Here is a 21,951-nt window from a genome sequence, read left to right as displayed (position 1 = left end):
GCGCGGGAGGATTTTGATCAGGTCGAGGATCGCAATGGAGTGCGTCCCTGTGGAGCGAGCTTGCTCGCGATAGCGGTGCATCAGTCAAAAACGCTATGACTGACCGGGCGCCATCGCGAGCAAGCTCGCTCCCACAGGGAATAGCGTTGGGACACAGGGCTGCCAAACACCCCAAAACCACTGTGGGAGCGAGCTTGCTCGCGATAGCGGTGCATCAGTCAAAAACGCTGTGACTGACCGGGCGCCATCGCGAGCAAGCTCGCTCCCACAGGGAATAGCGTTGGGACACTGGGCTGCCAAACACCCCAAAACCACTGTGGGAGCGAGCTTGCTCGCGATAGCGGTGCATCAGTCAAAAATGCTGTGACTGAGCGGGTGCCATCGCGAGCAGGCTCGCTCCCGCAGGGAATCGCGTTGGGGCTGTTCTAGGCGGTCGCCTGGCGCACCTGTTTTTCCAGTTCCACCTTCAACCCCGGCTCCAGCTTGAGTTGACGCGCCAGTTCGTCGAGGTAGGACTTCTCCATGAAGTTTTCCTCGTCCACCAGCATCACGCTGGCGATGTACATTTCCGCGGCTATTTCCGGGGTGCTGGCGGCGCGGGCGACGTCGGCGGGGTCCAGGGGTTTGTTGAGTTCGGCGTGCAGCCAGTGTTGCAACTCCTGGTCGTTGTCGAGCTTGGTGAATTCACCTTCGATCAACTGCCGTTCCCGCTCGTCCACATGACCGTCGGCCTTGGCCGCCGCCACCAGGGCCTTGAGGATCGCCTGGCTATGCTGTTCAACCTGCGCCGGGGGCACGCGGTCGAGGGTCTGCGGTTCGGTTTTCGGCGCGGTGCCCTGTTGGGCCTGCCAGTTGCCATAGGCTTTGTAGGCGATCACGCCCAAGGCAGCCAGGCCACCGTAGGCCAGGGCCTTGCCGCCGAAGCTGCGAGCTTTCTTGTTGCCCAGCAACAGGCCCATGGCCCCGGCGGCCAGGGCCCCGCCGCCCGCGCCGGAAAGCATCCCGCCCAGGTTGCCGGAGCCGCCGAGCAACCCGCCCAGGCCGCCGGACGATTTGCCCTGTGAGCCGCCAGCCTTGTTCTGCAACATTTCCTGGCCGGACTTGAGAAGCTGATCGAGCAATCCACGGGTGTTCATGTGTCGCCTCCACATTGTCGGGTCAACGTAAGGCCCCCAGCCTAGATCGAAAGTGCCCTGACGCTGCAGGCGAGATTGCTTCCAGATGTTGCCTGGCTCATTCGAAGCCGCACTCGCCTACCCTTCTGAAAAAACGATATACACTCCAGCACATCGATAAAATCGCCCACCGGGTACATACCCATGATGACCCTGCGTCAGATCCGCCACTTCATCGCCGTGGCCGAAACCGGCTCCATCTCCGCCGCTGCGCAAACGGCGTTCATTTCCCAGTCCACCCTGACCCTGGCGATCCAGCAATTGGAGCAGGACATCGGCGTCAGCCTGTTCAGCCGCCACGCCAAGGGCATGACCCTGACCCACCAGGGCCATCAATTCCTGCGCCAGGCCCATTTGATCCTGGCCACTGTCGACAACGCCAAGCGCAGCCTGCAACAAAGCACCGATCAGGTGGCCGACCAAGTCACCATTGGTGTCACCAGCCTGGTCGCCGGCTATTACCTGGCGGACCTGCTCACCCGTTTCCAGCGTGCCTACCCCAACGTGGAGATCCGCGTGATGGAGGACGAACGGCCGTACATCGAGCATTTGCTGGTCAGCGGCGAAATCGACGTCGGGGTGCTGATCCTGTCCAACCTGGAAGACCGTCACGCCTTGCAGACCGAAGTCCTGACCCATTCGCCACACCGCTTGTGGTTGCCGGCGCAGCATCCGCTGCTGGAACACGACAGCATCAACCTGGCCGACGTGGCCCGCGAACCGCTGATCCAGCTGAACGTCGATGAAATGGACCGCAACGCCCAACGCCTGTGGCGCGGCGCCGGCCTGCAACCGAGGGTCACCCTGCGCACCGCTTCGACCGAAGCGGTGCGCAGCCTGGTGGCGGCGGGATTGGGCGTGTCGATCCAGCCGGACATGACTTACCGGCCCTGGTCGCTGGAAGGCGACATCATCGAAGCCCGGCCGATCGCCGACCTCAACCAGACCCTCGACGTAGGCCTGGCCTGGCGCCGGGGCACGGCGCGACCGGCGTCGGTCGACCCGTTCCTGGCCGTCGCCCGGGAACAACCTCATGGCGGCCGCAAGCCATCTATTTAATCGAATGCAGCCTTGAGTATTTCGAATTTGTAGGCCTAGAGGCTGAGCACTAGTCTTGCTGCATCACCACGATCCCTTGTGGGAGCGAGCTTGCTCGCGATAGCGGAGTGTCATTAAAGCAATTGTCGACGGATAGACCGCCATCGCGAGCAAGCTCGCTCCCACAGGTTCTGTGTTTCAACCGATAAATAGAGAAACCGGACATGGCTGGCACGCAAACCCCGTTGTGCACCGCGTTGCTGATCGACGGAGAGTTCGTTGCCGGTGAAGGCCTTGTCGAGCCGATCCTCAACCCGGCCACCGGTGAGGTGATGGCTCACATCGCCGAGGCCAGCACCGAACAGGTGGAAGCCGCGATCCTCGCCGCCCATCGCGCCTTCGACGGTTGGTCGCGCACCACGCCGCAACAACGCTCGAACCTGTTGCTGGACGTCGCCAGCGCCATCGAAAAGAACGCCGATGAGCTGGCCCGCCTCGAATCCCTGAACTGCGGCAAGCCGCTGCACCTGGCGCGCCAGGATGACCTGAGCGCCACAGTGGATGTCTTTCGTTTCTTCGCCGGTGCCGTGCGCTGCCAGACCGGCCAGCTCAGTGGCGAATACCTGCCCGGCTACACCAGCATGGTGCGCCGCGACCCGATTGGCGTGGTGGCGTCCATCGCGCCGTGGAATTACCCGATCATGATGGCCGCCTGGAAAATCGCCCCAGCCCTGGCCGCCGGCAATACGCTGGTGTTCAAGCCCTCGGAACACACGCCGCTGTCGATCCTGGCCCTAGCCCCGGCATTGGCCAGGATCCTGCCGCGAGGCGTCATCAATATCATTTGCGGGGGCGGCGAAGGTGTGGGCAGCCATCTGGTCAGCCATCCGAAAGTGCGCATGGTCTCGCTGACCGGCGATATCGTCACCGGGCAGAAGATCCTCCAGGCGGCGGCGAAAACCCTCAAGCGCACGCACCTGGAACTGGGCGGCAAGGCGCCGGTGATCGTGTGCGACGACGCCGACATCCAGGCCGTGGTCGAAGGCGTGCGCACCTACGGCTATTACAACGCCGGGCAGGATTGCACCGCAGCCTGCCGGATCTACGCCCAGGGCGGGATTCACGACCGCCTGGTGGCCGAGCTCGGCGCGGCGGTCAGCAGCCTGCGCTTTGCCGGCAAGCGCGACGCCGACAATGAGATCGGCCCGCTGATCAGCACCCGCCAGCGCGACCGCGTGGCCAGTTTTGTCGAGCGCGCCCTCGGCCAGCCGCACATCGAACGCATCACTGGCGCGGCGGTGCATTCCGGCGCCGGTTTCTATTACCAACCCACGCTGCTGGCCGGCTGCAAGCAAAGCGATGAAATCGTCCAGCGCGAGGTGTTCGGCCCGGTCGTCACCGTGACCCGTTTCGACGAACTCAGCCAGGCGGTGGACTGGGCCAACGACTCCGAATACGGCCTGGCCTCCTCGGTGTGGACGCAGAACCTGGACAAGGCCATGCAGGTGGCGGCGCGGCTTCAATACGGCTGCACCTGGATCAACAGCCATTTCATGCTGGTCAGCGAAATGCCCCACGGCGGCCTGAAACGTTCGGGTTACGGGAAGGACCTGTCCAGCGATTCGCTCCAGGACTACAGCGTGGTGCGCCACATCATGGCCCGCCACGGCCAGCATCTGTAGCCAATAGCACTACTCTAATAACAGGCCAGCCATGGCGTTTCACCCGGTTCGAAAACTGCCCCGACCATAATTAAAGCAAGAGGGATTTCCATGTACGCGCACAAGACCGTATTGCTCAGTGCACTCACCACGGCGCTGCTGACCAGCGTCAGCCTCCAGGCCGCCGAACCGCTCAAGGCCGTCGGTGCCGGCGAAGGCCAACTGGATATCGTTGCCTGGCCGGGTTACATCGAACGCGGCGAAAGCGACAAGGCCTACGACTGGGTCAGCGGTTTCGAGAAGGAAACCGGCTGCAAGGTCAATGTGAAAACCGCCGCCACGTCCGACGAAATGGTCAGCCTGATGACCAAGGGCGGCTATGACCTGGTCACCGCCTCCGGCGACGCCTCGTTGCGGCTGATTGCCGGCAAGCGCGTGCAGCCGATCAACACCGCGCTGATCGCCAACTGGAAGAATCTCGACCCGCGCCTGAAGGATGCGCCGTGGTACGTGGTCAACCAGCAGACCTACGGCACCCCGTATCAATGGGGCCCGAATGTGCTGATGTACAACACCGACGTGTTCAAGCAGGCGCCCACCAGTTGGAGCGTGCTGTTCAACGCCCAGGACCTGCCCGACGGCAAGCCGAACAAGGGGCGCGTGCAAGCCTACGATGGCCCGATCTACATCGCCGACGCGGCGCTGTACCTCAAGACCGCCAAGCCTGAGCTGGGCATCAAGGACCCGTACCAACTCGACGAAACCCAATACAAGGCCGTGCTGGAGTTGCTGAGGGCTCAGCAGCCGTTGATCCACCGCTACTGGCACGACACCACCGTGCAGATGAGCGACTTCAAGAACGAAGGCGTGGTGGCGTCCGGTGCCTGGCCGTATCAGGTCAACGGCCTGATGAACGAGAAGCAACCGATCGCCTCGACCATTCCGAAAGAAGGCGCCACCGGCTGGGCCGATACGACGATGCTCCACGCCGAGGCCAAGCATCCCAACTGCGCGTACAAGTGGATGGACTGGTCGCTGCAACCGAAAGTCCAGGGTGACGTGGCTGCGTGGTTCGGTTCCTTGCCTGCGGTGCCGGCAGCGTGCAAAGGCAGCGAACTGCTGGGCGCCGAAGGCTGCAAGACCAACGGCTTCGATCAGTTCGACAAGATCGCCTTCTGGAAAACCCCACAGGCCGAGGGCGGCAAGTTCGTGCCGTACAGCCGCTGGACCCAGGACTACATTGCGATCATGGGTGGGCGCTAAGCCCAATCAGCCGGTGTAGTTCTCTGTGTGGGAGCAAGGCTTGCCCGCGATGAAGAGGACGCGGTTTCTTGGAAAACCGAGGCGCCCGTATCGCGAGCAAGCTTTGCTCCCACCAAGCCCCTCGCCCGACGATTCAGCCATGTTCAACACAAGCCCCGTTTTTTGGAGCCCCGCACCATGACGCTTGCAGTCCAGTTCACCCAGGTATCCCGTCAGTTCGGCGATGTGAAAGCCGTTGACCGGGTCTCCATTGATATCCAGGACGGCGAGTTCTTTTCCATGCTGGGCCCGTCCGGCTCGGGCAAGACCACCTGCCTGCGGCTGATCGCCGGGTTCGAGCAACCCAGTGCCGGTTCGATTCGTATCCACGGCGAAGAAGCCACCGGGCTCGCGCCGTACCAGCGGGACGTCAACACCGTTTTCCAGGATTACGCCCTCTTCCCCCACATGAACGTGCGCGACAACGTGGCCTACGGCTTGAAAGTCAAAGGCGTCGCCAAGGCCGAGCGCATCCAGCGCGCCAACGAAGCTTTGGAAATGGTCGCCTTGGGTGGCTATGGCGAACGCAAGCCGGTGCAGCTCTCCGGCGGCCAGCGTCAACGCGTGGCCCTGGCCCGGGCGCTGGTCAACCGTCCGCGCGTGTTGTTGCTTGATGAACCGTTGGGCGCCCTGGACCTGAAGCTGCGTGAACAGATGCAGGGCGAATTGAAGAAGCTGCAACGCCAGCTGGGCATCACCTTCATTTTCGTCACCCACGACCAGACCGAAGCGCTGTCGATGTCCGACCGCGTGGCGGTGTTCAACAAGGGGCGCATCGAACAGGTCGACACCCCACGCAACCTGTACATGAAACCGGCGACCACCTTCGTCGCCGAATTCGTCGGCACCTCCAACGTGATTCGTGGCGAGCTGGCCCGGGAACTGAGCGGTTATCCACAGCCCTTCTCGATCCGCCCGGAACACGTGCGTTTTGCCGAGGGCCCGTTGGCCAGCGATGAAATCGAGGTCCACGGCCTGCTGCACGACATCCAGTACCAGGGCAGCGCCACACGCTACGAATTGAAACTTGCCAATGGCCAGACCCTGAACCTCAGCCAGGCCAACACCCAGTGGCTCGACAACGCGGCCCAGCACCAGACCGGCCAGCACCTCAGCGTTCGCTGGGCCCGTGAGGCGATGGTGGCGCTGCACGACACCGTCAGTGGCGAGGTGTGAGATGAACACCCTGGCCATCACCCAAGCGCCTGCGCCCGGTTCGCCGCTGCGGCGCTTTGCCAACCTGCTGTACCGACGGCCCAACCTGTACCTGTCGATGTTGCTGGTGCCGCCACTGCTCTGGTTCGGCGCGATCTACCTCGGCTCGCTGCTGACGTTGCTGTGGCAAGGTTTCTACACCTTCGATGACTTCACCATGGCGGTCACGCCGGACCTGACCCTGGCGAACTTCGCGGCGCTGTTCCAGCCCTCGAACTTCGACATCATTTTGCGCACCCTGAACATGGCGATTGCCGTGTCCATCGCCAGCGCCATCGTCGCGTTCCCGATCGCCTACTACATGGCGCGCTACACCCGCGGCAAGACCAAGGCGTTTTTCTACATCGCGGTGATGCTGCCGATGTGGGCCAGCTATATCGTCAAGGCCTACGCCTGGACGCTGCTGCTGGCCAAGGGCGGCGTGGCGCAGTGGTTCGTCCAGCACCTGGGCCTGGGACCGGTGTTGCAGTTCGTGCTGGGGATCCCAGGCGTGGGTGGCAGCACCTTGTCCACCTCGCACCTGGGGCGTTTCCTGGTGTTCGTCTACATCTGGCTGCCGTTTATGATCCTGCCGATCCAGGCGTCCCTGGAGCGCCTGCCGCCCTCGCTGCTGCAAGCCTCGGCGGACCTGGGCGCCAAGCCACGCCAGACGTTCACGCAGGTGATCCTGCCGCTGTCGATCCCGGGCATTGCCGCCGGCTCGATCTTCACCTTCTCGCTGACCCTGGGGGATTTTATCGTGCCCCAGTTGGTGGGCCCGCCGGGTTACTTCGTCGGCAGCATGGTCTACGCCCAGCAAGGCGCCATCGGCAACATGCCCGTGGCCGCGGCGTTCACGCTGGTGCCTATCGTGCTGATCGCGGTCTATCTATCCATCGTCAAGCGACTGGGAGCTTTCGATGCGCTCTGACTCTCAAGACCGGGCCTCGTGGGGCTTGCGGATCGCGGCGTGGGGCGGGCTGGTGTTCCTGCATTTCCCGATCCTGATCATCTTCCTCTACGCCTTCAACACCGAGGACGCGGCCTTCAGTTTCCCACCCAAGGGCCTGACCCTGAAGTGGTTCAGCGTCGCCTTCTCGCGCCCGGATGTGCTGGAGGCGATCAAGCTGTCGTTGCAGGTCGCGGCCATCGCCACGCTGATCGCCATGGTGCTCGGCACCCTGGCTTCGGCGGCGCTGTACCGCCGCGAGTTCTTCGGCAAACAGGGCATTTCGCTGATGCTGATCCTGCCGATTGCCTTGCCGGGGATCATCACCGGCATTGCCTTGCTGGCGACCTTCAAGACCCTGGGCATCGAACCGGGGATGTTCACCATCGTCGTCGGCCACGCCACCTTCTGCGTGGTGATCGTCTACAACAACGTGATCGCCCGCCTGCGCCGTACCTCCCACAGCCTGATCGAGGCCTCGATGGACCTGGGCGCCGACGGCTGGCAGACCTTCCGCTACATCATCCTGCCCAACCTGGGGTCGGCACTGCTGGCCGGTGGGATGCTGGCCTTCGCGCTGTCGTTCGACGAAATCATCGTCACCACCTTCACCGCGGGCCACGAACGCACCCTGCCGCTGTGGCTGCTCAACCAGCTCAGCCGCCCGCGCGACGTGCCGGTGACCAATGTGGTGGCGATGCTGGTGATGATGGTCACGATGTTGCCGATATTGAGCGCGTATTACCTGACCCGTGGGGGTGAGAGCGTGGCCGGTAGCGGCGGGAAATAATCAACAGTGATCGCTCACTGGGGAACCGCAATCCTGTGGGAGCGAGCTTGCTCGCGAAGGCGTCGTGTCAGTCGCTGCAAAGGGTCAATGACCACAGCCATCGCGAGCAAGCTCGCTCCCACAGGGGACTTGGGAAACATTCAAGAGAGGACTTGGACATGCAAACCAAACTGCTGATCAACGGCCATCTGGTAGACGGCGAAGGCCCCGGCCAGGCCGTGTTTAACCCCTCGTTGGGGCGAGTGCTGGTGGAAATCAACGAGGCCAGCGAAGCCCAGGTCGATGCCGCCGTCCGTGCGGCCGACAGCGCCTTCGACAGCTGGTCGCAGGTTGCGCCCAAGGACCGGTCCCTGTTGCTGCTCAAACTGGCCGACGCCATCGAAGCCCACGGCGAGGAACTGGCGAAGCTGGAGTCGGACAACTGCGGCAAACCCCTTAGCGCCGCACTGAACGACGAGATCCCGGCGATTGCCGACGTGTTCCGCTTCTTTGCCGGTGCCAGCCGCTGCATGAGCGGTTCGGCGGGCGGCGAGTACCTGCCGGGGCACACTTCGATGATCCGTCGCGACCCGGTGGGCGTCATCGCCTCCATCGCGCCGTGGAACTACCCGCTGATGATGGTCGCCTGGAAAATCGCCCCGGCCCTGGCCGCCGGCAATACCGTGGTGCTCAAGCCGTCGGAGCAAACCCCGCTGACGGCGCTGCGCCTGGCGGAACTGGCCTCGGAGATTTTCCCGGCCGGCGTACTCAACGTGATCTTCGGCCGTGGGCAGACCGTCGGCAACCCGCTGGTCACCCACCCGAAAGTGCGCATGGTGTCGCTGACCGGCTCCATCGCCACCGGCTCGAACATCATTTCCAGCACCTCCGACAGCGTCAAGCGCATGCACATGGAACTGGGCGGCAAAGCCCCGGTGATCATCTTCGACGATGCCGACATCGACGCGGCCGTGGAAGGCATCCGCACCTTCGGTTTCTACAACGCCGGCCAGGACTGCACCGCCGCCTGCCGCATCTATGCCCAGCAAGGCATCTACGAGCAGTTCGTCGAGAAACTCGGCGCCGCGGTGGGCAGCATCAAGTACGGCCTGCAAACCGCATCCGACACCGAGATGGGCCCGCTGATCACCGCCCAGCACCGCGACCGCGTGGCCGCTTTCGTCGAGCGGGCCATCGCCCAGCCGCATATCCGCCTGGTCACCGGTGGCAAGGCCGTGGACGGCAACGGGTTCTTCTTCGAACCGACGGTGCTGGCCGACGCCCAACAGGATGACGAAATCGTCCGCCGGGAAGTCTTCGGGCCGGTGGTGTCCGTCACCCCATTCGTCGACGAAGCGCAAGTGCTGGCCTGGGCCAACGACTCGGACTACGGCCTGGCTTCATCGGTCTGGACCGCCGACATCGGCCGCGCCCATCGCCTGTCGGCACGCCTGCAATACGGCTGCACCTGGGTCAACACCCACTTCATGCTCGTCAGTGAAATGCCCCATGGCGGTCAGAAACGTTCCGGCTATGGCAAGGACATGTCCATGTATGGGCTGGAGGACTACACGGTGGTGCGGCATGTGATGTTCAAGCACTGAGCCGTGGCCTCCCACCATGGCCGGACGTTAGCGTCGGGTCATGGTGACGTCCCCGTCAGGAGGGCACCACCAACTTGACTGAGGGGAAGTAGTTTCTATAACGCTTGGCGTCCCGGGTGAGCAGCGGCAAGCCATTTACCGCCGCATGGGCTCCGATGAAGAAGTCCGCCAGCACATTGTTCTTCCCGCCCCCCGCTTTTCGATAGCGCACGAATGCCTTCCCCGCCAAAAACAATGCTGGCCGTGATATATCCTGCACCAGCAGCCTGAGCTCGGAAATCACCTCGTCCAGCGCCTCGAACGTGGAGAAGGTCTGGGACAGTTCGGCGTAGATGATCGGATTGATGACAAGATCATGGGCTTGGGATTGGGCGCGCAGTTGTTGGATTGACCAGTCAGCCCACACGGGATCGTCTTCCAGCACATCGATCAAGACATTGGTGTCGACCAATATCATCAATCTTCACCGCGCAACAGCGCCATGAGGTCATCCGTACGCCACTTGATATCCGCTTTGCCACGGACGGCCTCGAAGCGATCGCGGGTGGCCTTGGATGGCATTGGAGGCTTGCCGGCATGGAGCACCACTTCACCTTGGGCATTGACGCTGAACTCAATCGCAGAACCTGGAATCAAGTGCAATGCATCACGAATTGGCTTGGGGATCGTGACCTGCCCCTTGCTTGTCATTGTTGTCGACACCTTTGATACCCCCTTGAAGTATTACCTCTTCAAAAAAAGTAATACTTCCTTTCCAAAGTCGCAACCGCCACTGATCGTAAGCTTACTTGCCTCGTCGCTCCGCCGTTGTCCTGGATGCGGGCGGCATCAGTACACGGCTGACCTGGGCGGCACTTTCGCCAATAACAGTTCCAGGTCCTCAGAACCTCGAAACACTCCTCATCGCATCCACCAGGTAGCGCATGGCGATACGGTCGTTTTCCGACAACTCCCGATAGCGTTCCACCAGTCTCAATTCTTCAAGGCTGAGCCGGCGTGTCCTGCGCGGGTTGGTCAGGCCTGGAAAGATCCCCAGCATTTCGGTAATGCCCTGTATTTTCGTCATGAGTTGTCCTTCTTTACGTCGAGGTTGACCTGATAGCGCCGTCTGAACCCGGGTTAGATCGTCTATCACGCTAAAGAATAGGGAGGATTCAAAGCGTGAGAAGGGAGTTTTAGAGTAATTAGTCAAAAAATGCCGCAATCCTTATAAAAAAAGAAATAACTGTAAGAAAATTTGACCAAGCCACGCTTTCCTTTCTCTCAAAACCCACATTTCCCCTATGATTTTGCGCCTCGGTGAACCGATCCAGCTCTCAGGCATCTGTTCTAACGTTCGTCGCGTTTGGCCAAAGGCATGTCCGAACTCATTTACCAATCTCTGTCGCCAGGATCGGCGCGGGATTGTTTCGAGAAAGGTTGTATTTATGCACCGCAGGAATCTGCTCAAGGCCTCCATGGCCTTCGCCGCCTACACCGGGCTGTCGGCCTCCGGGCTCATGGCCGCACGCGCCTGGGCCGCCGATCAGACTGCCGACGGCGAAGCCCGTCCCTTCGATTTCAACGGTTTGAAGGATCAGGCCCGGCGGCTGGCCGAGAGCCGCTACGTCGACACCAAGCAAGTCCTGCCACCCACCCTGGCGCAAATGTCGCCGCTGCAGTTCAACGCCATCCAATACGACGTCAATCACTCGTTATGGAATGACCTGGAAGGGCGACAACTGGATGCACAGTTCTTCCATGTCGGCATGGGCTTCAAGCAGCCGGTACGCATGTACAGCGTCGACCCGAAGACGCGTATGGCCCGTGAGGTGCACTTCCGTCCGGAACTGTTCAACTATGAGAAAACCACGGTCAACACCTCGCAACTGACGGGTGACCTGGGCTTCGCCGGCTTTCGTGTCTTCAAGGCGCCGGAGCTGGATCGGCACGACATCGTTTCGTTCCTGGGGGCCAGCTATTTCCGCGCCGTGGATGCCAGCGGCCAGTACGGGCTGTCGGCCCGCGGCCTGGCCATCGACACCTACGCCAAGAAGCGTGAGGAATTCCCGGACTTCACCAAGTTCTGGTTCGAAACCCCGGACAAGAACAGCACCCGTTTCGTGGTCTACGCCCTGCTCGACTCCCCCAGCGCCACCGGTGCCTATCGGTTCGACATCGATTGCCAGCCGACCCGGGTGGTGATGGAAATCGATGCGCACATCAATGCCCGTACCGCCATCGAGCAACTGGGTATCGCCCCCATGACCAGCATGTTCAGCTGCGGCACCGTCGAACGGCGCATGTGCGACACCATTCACCCGCAAATCCACGACTCCGACCGGCTGGCCATGTGGCGCGGCAATGGTGAGTGGGTCTGCCGTCCGTTGAACAACCCTGCCACCCTGCAATTCAATGCCTACGCCGACAAGAATCCGAAAGGTTTCGGCCTGGTGCAGACCGACCACGACTTCGCCAGTTACCAGGACACGGTCGACTGGTACAGCAAACGCCCAAGCCTGTGGGTCGAACCGACGACGGCGTGGGGCGAAGGCTCGGTGGACCTGCTGGAAATTCCTACCACCGGAGAGACCCTGGACAACATCGTCGCGTTCTGGACGCCGAAAAAACCGGTGGCCGCCGGTGATTCGCTGAACTATGGCTACAAGCTCTACTGGAGCGCGCTGCCGCCGGTCAGCACCGACCTGGCCCACGTCGACGCCACCCGTTCAGGCATGGGCGGTTTCATCGAAGGCTGGGCACCGGGGGAGCATTACCCGACTGTCTGGGCACGTCGTTTCGCCGTGGACTTCAGCGGCGGCGGCCTCGATCAACTGCCGCCGGGCACCGGCATCGAACCGGTGGTGACCTGCTCCCACGGCGAAGTGAAGGACTTCAATGTGTTGGTGCTGGATGCGATCAAGGGCTACCGCATTACCTTCGACTGGTACCCGACCGACGACCGGGTGGACCCGGTGCAGATGCGCCTGTTCATTCGCACCAAGGACCGCACCTTGAGCGAGACCTGGTTGTACCAGTACTTCCCGCCGGCACCGGATAAGCGCAAGTATCCCTGATCGCTATCCAGCGCCTGGGCTGGCCCCATCGCGAGCAAGCTCGCTCCCACACGGGATCTGTGGTTACAGAAATCCCTGTGGGAGCGAGCTTGCTCGCGATGAGGCAAGTACAGGCACCGAACATTTCAGCCAGATAAAAAAAACCCCGGCCAACACGACCGGGGCTTTTTGTTTTACGGGGCACTCAATCGCGCAAATCCGACTCATGAATCGGCTGGTCCCGATGCGTGGCCCGCTGGTACTGCGCCGGCCACGTGGCCTTGCGGCCGCCCAGGTCATCATCGGCATGCAGGGCCCAGTACGGATCGCGCAACAATTCGCGGGCCAGGAAAATGATGTCGGCCTGGCAGGTGCGCAGGATATGTTCGGCCTGGGCCGGCTCGGTAATCATCCCGACGGTGCCGGTGGCGATTTCCGATTCCTTGCGCACCCGTTCGGCGAAGCGTGTCTGGTAACCCGGGCCGGTGGGGATTTCCGCATTGGCGGCCGTGCCGCCCGATGACACATCGATCAGGTCCACTCCCAGCGCCCTGAAGCGCCGCGCCAGCTCCACGGTTTCATCCGGGTTCCAACCGTCCTCGACCCAATCGGTGGCGGAGACGCGAACGAACACCGGCAGCTCTTGCGGCCATACGGCCCGGATCGCTTCGGTGACTTGCAGCGCCAGGCGGATGCGGTTCTCGAACGAGCCGCCGTATTGGTCGCGCCGCTGATTGCTCAAGGGCGACAGGAACTGATGCAGCAGATAACCATGGGCCGCGTGGACCTCGACCACCTTGAAGCCGGCCGTGAGGGCGCGCTTGGCCGCATCCACGAAGGCCTGGATCACCCCGGCGATCTGCCCTTCGTCCAACTGCACCGGCGGGGTGTGTTGCGGGTCGAAGGCAATCGGCGACGGACCGACCGGCACCCAACCGCCATCCTCCGGTTTGACGCTGCCATGCTTGCCCAGCCAAGGTCGCCAGGTGCTGGCCTTGCGCCCGGCATGGGCCAGCTGTATGCCCGGCACGGCCCCTTGGGCAGTGATGAACCGGGTGATGCGTTGCAAGGGTTCGATCTGTTCATCGTTCCACAGCCCCAGATCCTGGGCGGTGATACGACCGTCGGCGGTCACGGCGGTGGCTTCGGTAAACACCAGGCCGGCACCGCCCACGGCGCGACTGCCCAAATGCACCAGGTGCCAATCGTTGGCCAGGCCATCGGTGCTCGAATACTGGCACATCGGCGATACCGCGATGCGATTGGGCAGGGTCAATTGGCGAAGGGTATAGGGTTCCAGCAGCAGACTCATGGGGCACCTCTCGAATCAGTGGGCAGGCTCCAGGGTTCTGTTTGAAAAGTCGACGAGTGACAAAAAGGTGCAACACCCGCCCCCGCGGGCAAAAAATTCGACAAGACGTCACAAGGGCTATCAAGCAGTGCTTAGAGCCTAGTCGACAACCCGGGAGGCGGGAGGGTTCAGAACTTAAAAACCGACGGTGTGGCCAGATTACTCTCGATCGGGCCTGTGACTTTGTGGCGAGGAGATTTATCCCCGTTCGGCTGCGAAGCAGCCGTGAACCCGACCAATGCCGTTTGCTGGGATATTTTGGGGTCTGCTGCGCAGCCCAGCGGGGATAAATCCCCTCGCCACAGGAACTAACAGCTAGAGGCTAGCGCGGTTCGATATGGGCAATCATCAACTGCACCGTTTCCTGGCCGCGGAACTCGTTGAGGTCGAGTTTGTAGGCCAGTTCCACCCAGCGCACGGTAGGGTTTGGCCAGATCTCGCGGTCGATGCCGAAGGCGATGCCGTCGAGCTTCACCGAGCCGCACTCGCTCTTGAGAATGACCTTCAGGTGCCGCTCGCCCACCACGCGTTGTTCGACCAACTGGAATACGCCATGGAACATCGGCTCCGGGAAATGCTGGCCCCAGGGACCGGCATGGCGCAACGCCCGGGCCAGTTCGAGGTGGAACTCCTCCACCGCCAGGGTGCCATCCGACAACAGCCGGCCGGTCAGGTCTTCTTCGCGCAATTGCCGGCGCACTTCCGCGTCGAACGCTTCGGCGAACAACGGAAAATTCGCTTCCGGCAACGTCAACCCCGCCGCCATGGCGTGACCGCCGTACTTACTGATCAAGGTCGGATGCTGCGCCGCCACCACGCTCAGCGCATCGCGAATGTGAAAGCCCGGTACCGAGCGCCCCGAGCCCTTGAGCAAACCGTCCCCGGCATCGGCAAAGGCAATGGTCGGGCGGAAATAGCGCTCTTTCATCCGCGAGGCGAGAATGCCGATGACTCCTTGGTGCCACTGTGGATCGAACAGGCACAAACCGAATGGCATCGACTCCACGGGCAGGTCCTTGAGCTGAGCCAGGGCTTCACGCTGCATGCCTTGCTCGATGGACTTGCGGTCCTGGTTCATGCCGTCCAGTTGCGCCGCCATCTCCCGCGCCAGGGCCGGGTCGTCGGTGAGCAGGCATTCGATGCCCAGGCTCATGTCGTCCAGGCGCCCTGCCGCATTCAGACGCGGCCCGAGGATAAATCCGAGGTCGGTGGAGGTAATCCGTGAAGCGTCGCGCTTGGCCACTTCCAGGATCGCCTTGATGCCGGGACGGGCGCGTCCGGCGCGAATCCGTTCCAGGCCTTGGTGCACCAGGATCCGGTTATTCGCGTCCAGGGGCACCACGTCGGCCACGCTGCCCAGGGCCACCAGGTCGAGCAATTCGCCGATGTTCGGCTGGGGGGTACTGGCATACCACCCGAGGCTGCGCAGACGCGCCCGCAGGGCCATCAGTACGTAAAAAATCACCCCGACACCGGCCAGGGCCTTGCTCGGGAATTCGCAGCCCGGCTGGTTCGGATTGACGATGGCATCGGCCGCCGGCAATTCGAGGCCAGGCAAGTGGTGGTCGGTGACCAGCACCTGGAGCCCCGCCGCTTTCGCCGCCGCCACGCCTTCCACGCTGGAGATGCCGTTATCCACGGTGATCAGCAACTGCGGTTCGCGGGCCAGGGCGACTTCGACGATTTCCGGGGTCAGCCCGTAGCCATATTCGAAGCGATTGGGCACCAGGTAATCGACATGGGCTGCACCGAGCAGGCGCAACCCCAGCATCCCCACGGTGCTGGCGGTCGCGCCATCGGCATCGAAGTCACCCACGATCAGGATGCGCTGGCGCTGCTCCAACGCCGTCACCAGCAGATCCACCGCGGCGTCGATCCCCTTGAGCTGCTGAAAGGGAATCAGGCGCGCCAGGCTCTTGTCCAGTTCAGCCTCGGACTGCACGCCGCGTGCCGCGTACAGGCGCGTCAACAGGGGCGGCAGGTCACCGAGAAATGGCAGGGTATCGGGCAGTTGGCGGGGTTCTATGCGCATGGGGTGACGACATTTCTCTGGATAATCGTGAAAATTCTGGCAGGGAGCTTGTGTGGGAGCGGGCTTGCTCGCGAAAGCGGCGGCACATTCAACATAAATGCAAACTGATCTACCGTATTCGCGAGCAAGCCCGCTCCCACAATGAGTTCACTTGATGCCGGGGCGGCTCAACCACGCTCGCCCAGCAACCATTGCAGCTGGACTTCATGCTGGCCACGGTCGTCGGTCACGAAAATCGTGCCCTCGCTGATCATCACATCCCACTTGATCACCCGGGGCATGTCCTGGGCCAGGGTTTCGAGCACTTCCTGGGGCACGGCGGCGATGTTGACGTTCTTCAGGTTCTTGACCGCCGGGATCACCTTGCCATCCCAGACCCGCAGGCTGCCATAGGCCAGCAGGCTGGTGCGCTCGGTCCGGCGCGAGCACCAGGTCAGGCGATCGGCATCCGGCTGGCCGACTTCGATCCAGTGCAGCACACGGTCATCCAGGCTTTTTTCCCACAGCGCAGGCTCATCGACGTCTGACAGACCACGACCAAACGCCAGCAGCTCGTTGTACCAGAACGCGTAGGCCAGCAGGCGCACGGTCATGCGCTCTTCGGTTTCCGAAGGGTGGCGGGCGATGGTCTGCTTCACATTCTCGTACACATTGCGGTCGAGGTCGGTGAGGTTCAGTTCAAACTTGTAGGTCGTGGACGGCTGGGCCATGAACGGGCTTCTTGATACGAGGAAAGGCGGCAAGTCTAACCGATGACGCAGGCAATCCACGAATTGCCGACCATCGACCTGCGGCGACCGGCCCTGGCCTGTGATAAAACGCTCTATTCGTTCTGCCTTTGTCCTACAGGATCCGTTCATGTCGCTTACTGCCAAACCCCTTGCCGGCGTCAAAGTCATCGAACTGGGCACCTTGATCGCCGGGCCCTTCGCCTCGCGCATCTGCGGCGAATTCGGTTCCGAAGTCATCAAGGTCGAATCGCCCGACGGCGGTGATCCGCTGCGCAAGTGGCGCAAGCTGTACGAAGGCACCTCGTTGTGGTGGTTCGTCCAGGCACGCAACAAGCAATCCCTGACCTTGAACCTCAAGCACCCCGAAGGCCTGGCGATCCTGAAAAAACTGCTCGGCGAAGCCGACATCCTGATCGAAAACTTTCGCCCCGGCGTGTTGGAAAAGCTCGGCCTGGGCTGGGATGTGCTGCATGCCCTGAACCCGAAACTGGTGATGGTGCGGCTTTCGGGCTTCGGCCAGACCGGGCCGATGAAAGACCAGCCGGGGTTTGGCGCGGTGGGGGAATCCATGGGCGGCCTGCGCTACATCACCGGGTTCGAAGACCGCCCACCGGTGCGCACCGGGATCTCCATCGGCGACTCCATCGCCGCCCTCTGGGGCGTGATTGGCGCATTGATGGCCCTGCGTCACCGGGAGATCAACGGCGGCACCGGGCAAGTGGTGGACGTGGCCTTGTACGAGGCGATTTTCGCCATGATGGAAAGCATGGTGCCGGAGTTCGACGTGTTCGGCTTCATCCGCGAGCGCACCGGCAACATCATGCCCGGCATCACCCCCTCGTCCATCCACACCAGCGCCGATGGCAAGCACGTGCAGATTGGCGCCAACGGCGATGCGATCTTCAAGCGTTTCATGCAGATCATCGGCCGTGACGACCTGGCCAATGACCCGCAACTGGCCAGCAATGATGGCCGTGACAGCCGGCGTGACGAGCTGTACGGGGTCATCGATCGCTGGGTCAACGCGCTGCCGCTCGATAGCGTTATCGACCAACTGAACCAGGCCGGGGTGCCGGCCAGTCGGATCTTCAGCGCCGAGGATATGTTCAGCGACCCGCAGTTCCTCGCCCGTGAAATGTTCCTGCAGGCCAAGCTGCCGGACGGCAAGGCGTTCAAGATGCCGGGGATCGTACCAAAGCTCTCCGACACCCCGGGCGCCTGCGAATGGGTCGGGCCGGCACTGGGTGAACACAACGCGCAAGTGCTCGGTGAGCTGGGCTACGACCCACAGCAGATCGCCAAACTGCGCAGCGACGGCGCCATTTGAGACAAGGCAGGGGCAGCCACTGGAGATCAAACTGTGGGAGCGAGCTTGCTCGCGATAGCGTCGGCCCAGTCGACTTGATGTTGACTGGCACACCGCTATCGCGAGCAAGCTCGCTCCCACAAAAGCTTCCAGCGTCCGACAGAACACACCAGAAACATAAACGCCGGGCAAAAAGAAACCCCGAGAAGTGGGGAGACGACTCGGGGTTAAACGTGACCATTCAAGGTCCGTACAACAAGCGACAAGCACCGGAGCACAATGCTCGCTCTTGCTGGTAAAGGGTCTGACTCGTCAAGACGTAGGAAGGTTCCCACAAAAGCCCAGTCAATTCGCCGCGATCATGACCTTGTCGCGCGCCAGATTGCGCAGCGCCGCAATCACACAGGGCTCCAGGCGCCCCTCGGCAATCAGCACATCGCGATGCAGGCCATCGACTACGTCCGTCAACTGACGCTTGTCGGTCAATTGGGCCTGATTGAACACTCGCTCGACCATGGTGACCCCGCTGGTATTCTTCAGCGTCACCCGGCATTCGCCCTTGGCGCCGGAGGGAGTCAGCGAGACCTGATACGGGCTCAAGGCTTCATTCAGCAATAGGCTGATACTTTCCATTCGCTCACCCTTCAATAGTCCGAAACAACTGCATGTGCACAGTAAATGACCGTGGGCCGCAGCAGAAAGTTCGTCAGCGCACCGAACCGGCATGCCTTCAACCTGTTCAACCGAGCATGCGCGTCCAATATGACAGGCAAACAACAGCGTTCTCCGACAACCGTTACGGGGTGACGGCCGGCTCAGCCAGGCCCCTGTCGCGACGGCGCCAGCGCCGCCCGACATCGGTCCAGCCGCCCAGAATGCCGCGCAGCTGTCCATCAGCCCCATAGAACGGCACCGACCAATGATAGATTTCCCGCAATCCGCCGCTGAACATCAATTGCCGGTCGACGAATCGAGATTGGCCGGTGCGCAATTGCTCCATCACTTCCCCATGCAGCAGCTCGGCGGTGGCCGGCGGGAATGACGCCGAGTCGGTAAGCCGCGTGCCCCGCAGTTTTTCGAAGCGGGTCGCAAACTGGTCTTCATAGCTTTTGTTGCACATGATCAGGCGCCCTTCCAGATCACAGATGAAAATCGGGTCGGGAATGGCATCCATCAAGGCCCGCTGGAGCATCAACTGGTCCTTGAGGACCGCTTCCGCCTTGAGGCGTTGGTCGATCTGTATCTGCAGCCGGCGGTTCCACAGCAGGGACAAGAGGCCAAACACCACGACCACGGTCACACACCAGTAGCCCCAGCGGGAGATCCGCTCCCAGAGCGATGGCGCCTGGACGGGAGTCGCACCGGCCATCCATTTCGAACGCAGTGCACGCATGTCCTCGGCGGGGAAGGCTTCCAGCGCTTTATTCAAGATGCTCAACAGCACAGTCAGGTCCTGGCGCACCGCCAGGTAGTCCGGTTCCCACTTGCCCTCGAGGCCGCTGCCGACCTGCAACTGTCCGGCGGGATAGAGATGCACCCCGGTTTCATTTTCGATGGTGGCATAGGCTTCCCGGCTCTCCACCAGCGCCCGCGCCTCGCCAAAGGTCTTGGTCGTGCGCAATTCGATCGCCGGGTAATCGCGCCTGATTTCCGCTTCCAATGCATGGCGTGCCGGCAGTGCCAGGACCTTGCCTTCGAGCTGCTCGAGCGAATGCAGGGACGACTCCCCGTCACGGCCGACGAAGACCCAACCGGAACCACCGAATGCATGGCTGAAACTCAGGAAGTCCCGACGCTCTTCATTCATCGCCAGCAGGGTCGTCATGTCGGCTTCGCCATTTTCCAGCATGGTCAGCAACTCGCCGGGGGAGAACGATTCCCGATGCACGAACTCAAGGCCGGTCATGTGAGCGATGCGCTGGAGAACGTCGTGGTTCAGCCCATTCCACTGCCCCTGTTCATTCTTGAACAGGTACAACGGAAACTGCATCGTGGCCACGATGACCCGGGGGTTCTCCTTGATCCATTTCAACTCCTGCGCGTCCAGCACCAGCCGTTCGACAGGGTTGGGCGGGGGTGTTTCGAAAGCCGCCAACTGCGCCGCGTTGCCTCCCTGCGTCCAGTACATCAGGGCCAGGCCCATTACCCAGCCCAGGGCTGGTTTGCCTTTGATAAAAAACGACATCTGCATTTCCTTCGAGATGACTCGCCCATCCCTCCAAGGGCGAAAACCCGGCCAGTTTGGCATGCAGAAACAAGAAAGCCCGTCAGGAGACGGGCTTCAAAATGTGACAGGTTTACCCGGTCAGAGTGGCTTGCCGCGATTGCCATGCTGGCTGACAAAGGCCTGCACGGCTTTCAAGTCGTTGGGCAACACGGTGCAACGCTCATCTCGCTCAAACAAATCAGAAAGATGCGCAGGCAGTTCGAGCGCTTTTCCTACACCGGCTTTCTCCACCGCTTCCGGGAACTTGACCGGGTGAGCCGTGCCCAGGATCACCATCGGGAGGTCCAGGCTGCGACGGCATTCACGGGCCGCCCTGACGCCGATGGCCGTGTGCGGGTCGAGCAGTTCGCCGCTCTGGGCGAACACCTCGGCGATGGTTTCGCAGGTCTGCTCATCGTCCACGGCCAGGGAGTCGAACAACTTGCGGGCTTCGGTCCAGCGCTCGGGCTCGACGCTGAAACCGCCGCCCTGGCGGAAGCTGTCCATCAGCCCGGCAATCGCCGCACCGTTGCGACCGTGCAGGTCGAACAGCAGGCGCTCGAAGTTCGACGACACCATGATGTCCATCGAAGGCGACAGCGTGGCGTGCAGGGTTTCCTTGACGTACTGATTGCCGCTCATGAAGCGGTGCAGGATGTCGTTGCGGTTGGTGGCGACGATCAATTGGTTGATCGGCAGCCCCATGTTGCGCGCCAGGTAACCGGCGAAGATATCGCCGAAGTTGCCGGTCGGCACCGAGAACGATACGGAACGGGCCGGACCGCCCAATTGCAGGGCCGCGTGGAAGTAATAGACGATCTGGGCCATGATCCGCGCCCAGTTGATCGAGTTCACCGCCACCAGCCGCGTGCCCTTGAGGAAGCTCTGGTCTGCGAAGCTGGCCTTGACCATTTCCTGGCAGTCATCGAAGTTGCCTTCGATGGCGATGTTGTGGATGTTATCGCCGAAAATCGTCGTCATCTGGCGACGCTGCACTTCCGAGACCCGGTTGTGCGGGTGCAGGATGAAAATATCGACGTTTTCGCAATGCTTGCAGCCTTCGATGGCCGCCGAACCGGTGTCGCCAGAGGTGGCACCGACGATCACCACGCGCTCGCCACGCTTTTGCAGCACGTAGTCCAGCAGGCGACCGAGCAGTTGCAGGGCGAAGTCCTTGAACGCCAGGGTCGGGCCGTGGAACAGCTCCATGACCCATTCGTTACCGTTGAGCTGGCGCAGCGGTGCGATGGCATTGTGGGAAAAGACCCCATAGGTCTCTTCCAGGATCTTTTTGAAATCGGCGTCCGGAATGCTGCCGGTGACGAACGGGCGCATGACCCGGAACGCCAGCTCGTGGTACGGCAGGCCGGCCCAGGAGGCGATTTCCTCCTGGGTGAAGCGCGGCAGGTTTTCCGGCACGTAGAGACCGCCATCCGTGGCCAGGCCGGCCAGGAGGACATCTTCGAAATTCAGGGCCGGTGCCTGGCCGCGGGTGCTGATATAGCGCATTTTTTGGCAAACCTTCGGTTTGAGCTTCAAGGTCAAGCGGCAAGCGTCAAGTCAAAGCGGCTCGGCTTCTAGTTGCGGCTTGCAGCTTA

At 62.0% G+C, this 21,951-nt stretch carries 19 protein-coding genes; 9 read left to right on the top strand and 10 right to left on the bottom strand.

The features are described from left to right. Window positions 1–425: 425 nt before the first annotated feature. Window positions 426–1,136: a tellurite resistance TerB family protein gene (locus tag BM321_RS08905; protein ID WP_092442244.1), complete on the bottom strand. Its 711-nt coding sequence runs from the start codon at window positions 1,134–1,136 to the stop codon at window positions 426–428. A 183-nt stretch (window positions 1,137–1,319) separates the two neighbouring features. Between BM321_RS08905 and BM321_RS08900 the strand changes: the two genes are divergently transcribed. The 7 genes from BM321_RS08900 (at window position 1,320) to BM321_RS08870 (ending at window position 9,692) form a co-directional block, all read left to right on the top strand. Beyond that, window positions 1,320–2,234, top strand: coding sequence for a LysR family transcriptional regulator (locus BM321_RS08900; protein ID WP_092442243.1), 915 nt, complete (start codon window positions 1,320–1,322; stop codon window positions 2,232–2,234). Between the two features lie 203 nt (window positions 2,235–2,437). Then, window positions 2,438–3,895: a gamma-aminobutyraldehyde dehydrogenase gene (locus BM321_RS08895; RefSeq protein WP_092442242.1), complete on the top strand. Its 1,458-nt coding sequence runs from the start codon at window positions 2,438–2,440 to the stop codon at window positions 3,893–3,895. Window positions 3,896–3,985: 90 nt separating this feature from the next. Further along, the gene (ydcS, locus tag BM321_RS08890; RefSeq protein WP_092442241.1) at window positions 3,986–5,137 is read left to right on the top strand and encodes a putative ABC transporter substrate-binding protein YdcS; all 1,152 of its coding nucleotides are present in this window, start codon (window positions 3,986–3,988) and stop codon (window positions 5,135–5,137) included. 177 nt (window positions 5,138–5,314) lie between these two features. Next, a complete protein-coding gene (locus tag BM321_RS08885; protein ID WP_092202285.1) occupies window positions 5,315–6,352 on the top strand; it encodes an ABC transporter ATP-binding protein in 1,038 nt (345 codons plus the stop codon). Window position 6,353: 1 nt separating this feature from the next. Further along, window positions 6,354–7,301, top strand: coding sequence for an ABC transporter permease (locus tag BM321_RS08880; RefSeq protein ID WP_092442240.1), 948 nt, complete (start codon window positions 6,354–6,356; stop codon window positions 7,299–7,301). Continuing rightward, complete coding sequence (locus BM321_RS08875) at window positions 7,291–8,109, top strand: ABC transporter permease (protein WP_092442239.1); 819 nt, start codon at window positions 7,291–7,293, stop codon at window positions 8,107–8,109. The genes BM321_RS08880 and BM321_RS08875 overlap by 11 nt, the downstream gene beginning before the upstream one ends. A gap of 158 nt (window positions 8,110–8,267) precedes the next feature. Next, window positions 8,268–9,692: a gamma-aminobutyraldehyde dehydrogenase gene (locus BM321_RS08870; protein ID WP_092442238.1), complete on the top strand. Its 1,425-nt coding sequence runs from the start codon at window positions 8,268–8,270 to the stop codon at window positions 9,690–9,692. 55 nt (window positions 9,693–9,747) lie between these two features. On the opposite strand, the gene BM321_RS08865 is transcribed toward BM321_RS08870, so the two are convergent. From BM321_RS08865 to BM321_RS08855, 3 genes are all read right to left on the bottom strand, one after another. Next, the gene (locus BM321_RS08865; protein WP_092442237.1) at window positions 9,748–10,149 is read right to left on the bottom strand and encodes a type II toxin-antitoxin system VapC family toxin; all 402 of its coding nucleotides are present in this window, start codon (window positions 10,147–10,149) and stop codon (window positions 9,748–9,750) included. Continuing rightward, window positions 10,149–10,382: an AbrB/MazE/SpoVT family DNA-binding domain-containing protein gene (locus BM321_RS08860; protein ID WP_256573426.1), complete on the bottom strand. Its 234-nt coding sequence runs from the start codon at window positions 10,380–10,382 to the stop codon at window positions 10,149–10,151. Before BM321_RS08860 ends, BM321_RS08865 begins: the two co-directional genes overlap by 1 nt. A gap of 190 nt (window positions 10,383–10,572) precedes the next feature. Continuing rightward, complete coding sequence (locus BM321_RS08855) at window positions 10,573–10,758, bottom strand: hypothetical protein (RefSeq protein ID WP_003198116.1); 186 nt, start codon at window positions 10,756–10,758, stop codon at window positions 10,573–10,575. Window positions 10,759–11,119: 361 nt separating this feature from the next. Here BM321_RS08855 and BM321_RS08850 point away from each other — a divergent pair, with 361 nt between their 5' ends. Then, entirely contained in the window at window positions 11,120–12,748 is a 1,629-nt protein-coding gene (locus BM321_RS08850) for a glucan biosynthesis protein D (protein WP_092331522.1), read from the top strand. A gap of 184 nt (window positions 12,749–12,932) precedes the next feature. On the opposite strand, the gene BM321_RS08845 is transcribed toward BM321_RS08850, so the two are convergent. The 3 genes from BM321_RS08845 to BM321_RS08835 form a co-directional block, all read right to left on the bottom strand. Beyond that, a complete protein-coding gene (locus BM321_RS08845; protein ID WP_092331525.1) occupies window positions 12,933–14,039 on the bottom strand; it encodes an NADH:flavin oxidoreductase/NADH oxidase in 1,107 nt (368 codons plus the stop codon). Between the two features lie 361 nt (window positions 14,040–14,400). After that, a complete protein-coding gene (gene recJ / locus BM321_RS08840; RefSeq protein ID WP_063322820.1) occupies window positions 14,401–16,110 on the bottom strand; it encodes a single-stranded-DNA-specific exonuclease RecJ in 1,710 nt (569 codons plus the stop codon). 167 nt (window positions 16,111–16,277) lie between these two features. Next, on the bottom strand, window positions 16,278–16,820 hold the full coding sequence (locus BM321_RS08835) for a YaeQ family protein (RefSeq protein ID WP_092442235.1): 543 nt from the start codon (window positions 16,818–16,820) through the stop codon (window positions 16,278–16,280). Window positions 16,821–16,968: 148 nt separating this feature from the next. On the opposite strand from BM321_RS08835, the gene BM321_RS08830 reads away from it, so the two are divergent. Then, window positions 16,969–18,168 (top strand): CaiB/BaiF CoA transferase family protein, encoded by a 1,200-nt coding sequence (locus BM321_RS08830; RefSeq protein WP_092442234.1) that lies wholly within the window; start codon window positions 16,969–16,971, stop codon window positions 18,166–18,168. 324 nt (window positions 18,169–18,492) lie between these two features. Here BM321_RS08830 and BM321_RS08825 read toward each other — a convergent pair whose 3' ends face one another. The 3 genes from BM321_RS08825 to thrC form a co-directional block, all read right to left on the bottom strand. Next, entirely contained in the window at window positions 18,493–18,780 is a 288-nt protein-coding gene (locus tag BM321_RS08825; protein ID WP_092442233.1) for a DUF3509 domain-containing protein, read from the bottom strand. Between the two features lie 163 nt (window positions 18,781–18,943). Further along, window positions 18,944–20,332 carry a transporter substrate-binding domain-containing protein gene (locus BM321_RS08820; protein WP_092442232.1) on the bottom strand — a complete coding sequence of 463 codons (1,389 nt, stop codon included), beginning with the start codon at window positions 20,330–20,332 and terminating at the stop codon, window positions 18,944–18,946. 120 nt (window positions 20,333–20,452) lie between these two features. Beyond that, window positions 20,453–21,862 carry a threonine synthase gene (thrC, locus tag BM321_RS08815; RefSeq protein WP_060739054.1) on the bottom strand — a complete coding sequence of 470 codons (1,410 nt, stop codon included), beginning with the start codon at window positions 21,860–21,862 and terminating at the stop codon, window positions 20,453–20,455. Between the last annotated feature and the right edge of the window lie 89 nt (window positions 21,863–21,951).

Source organism: Pseudomonas sp. NFIX10, from assembly GCF_900111955.1.
In the GTDB taxonomy this organism is placed as follows: domain Bacteria; phylum Pseudomonadota; class Gammaproteobacteria; order Pseudomonadales; family Pseudomonadaceae; genus Aquipseudomonas; species Aquipseudomonas fluorescens_AA.
Note: the sequence above shows the minus strand (reverse complement) of the source record. Positions and strands in the feature narration are given on the sequence as shown.

Coding starts and splice junctions, on each gene's coding strand:
- recJ (WP_063322820.1), bottom strand. CDS start 16,110: ATGCGCATAGAACCCCGCCAACTGCCCGATACCCTGCCATTTCTCGGT.
- BM321_RS08885 (WP_092202285.1), top strand. CDS start 5,315: ATGACGCTTGCAGTCCAGTTCACCCAGGTATCCCGTCAGTTCGGCGAT.
- BM321_RS08865 (WP_092442237.1), bottom strand. CDS start 10,149: ATGATATTGGTCGACACCAATGTCTTGATCGATGTGCTGGAAGACGAT.
- BM321_RS08825 (WP_092442233.1), bottom strand. CDS start 18,780: ATGGAAAGTATCAGCCTATTGCTGAATGAAGCCTTGAGCCCGTATCAG.
- BM321_RS08830 (WP_092442234.1), top strand. CDS start 16,969: ATGTCGCTTACTGCCAAACCCCTTGCCGGCGTCAAAGTCATCGAACTG.
- BM321_RS08835 (WP_092442235.1), bottom strand. CDS start 16,820: ATGGCCCAGCCGTCCACGACCTACAAGTTTGAACTGAACCTCACCGAC.
- BM321_RS08855 (WP_003198116.1), bottom strand. CDS start 10,758: ATGACGAAAATACAGGGCATTACCGAAATGCTGGGGATCTTTCCAGGC.
- BM321_RS08860 (WP_256573426.1), bottom strand. CDS start 10,382: ATGACAAGCAAGGGGCAGGTCACGATCCCCAAGCCAATTCGTGATGCA.
- BM321_RS08870 (WP_092442238.1), top strand. CDS start 8,268: ATGCAAACCAAACTGCTGATCAACGGCCATCTGGTAGACGGCGAAGGC.
- BM321_RS08820 (WP_092442232.1), bottom strand. CDS start 20,332: ATGTCGTTTTTTATCAAAGGCAAACCAGCCCTGGGCTGGGTAATGGGC.
- BM321_RS08880 (WP_092442240.1), top strand. CDS start 6,354: ATGAACACCCTGGCCATCACCCAAGCGCCTGCGCCCGGTTCGCCGCTG.
- BM321_RS08905 (WP_092442244.1), bottom strand. CDS start 1,136: ATGAACACCCGTGGATTGCTCGATCAGCTTCTCAAGTCCGGCCAGGAA.
- ydcS (WP_092442241.1), top strand. CDS start 3,986: ATGTACGCGCACAAGACCGTATTGCTCAGTGCACTCACCACGGCGCTG.
- BM321_RS08875 (WP_092442239.1), top strand. CDS start 7,291: ATGCGCTCTGACTCTCAAGACCGGGCCTCGTGGGGCTTGCGGATCGCG.
- BM321_RS08850 (WP_092331522.1), top strand. CDS start 11,120: ATGCACCGCAGGAATCTGCTCAAGGCCTCCATGGCCTTCGCCGCCTAC.
- BM321_RS08900 (WP_092442243.1), top strand. CDS start 1,320: ATGATGACCCTGCGTCAGATCCGCCACTTCATCGCCGTGGCCGAAACC.
- thrC (WP_060739054.1), bottom strand. CDS start 21,862: ATGCGCTATATCAGCACCCGCGGCCAGGCACCGGCCCTGAATTTCGAA.
- BM321_RS08845 (WP_092331525.1), bottom strand. CDS start 14,039: ATGAGTCTGCTGCTGGAACCCTATACCCTTCGCCAATTGACCCTGCCC.
- BM321_RS08895 (WP_092442242.1), top strand. CDS start 2,438: ATGGCTGGCACGCAAACCCCGTTGTGCACCGCGTTGCTGATCGACGGA.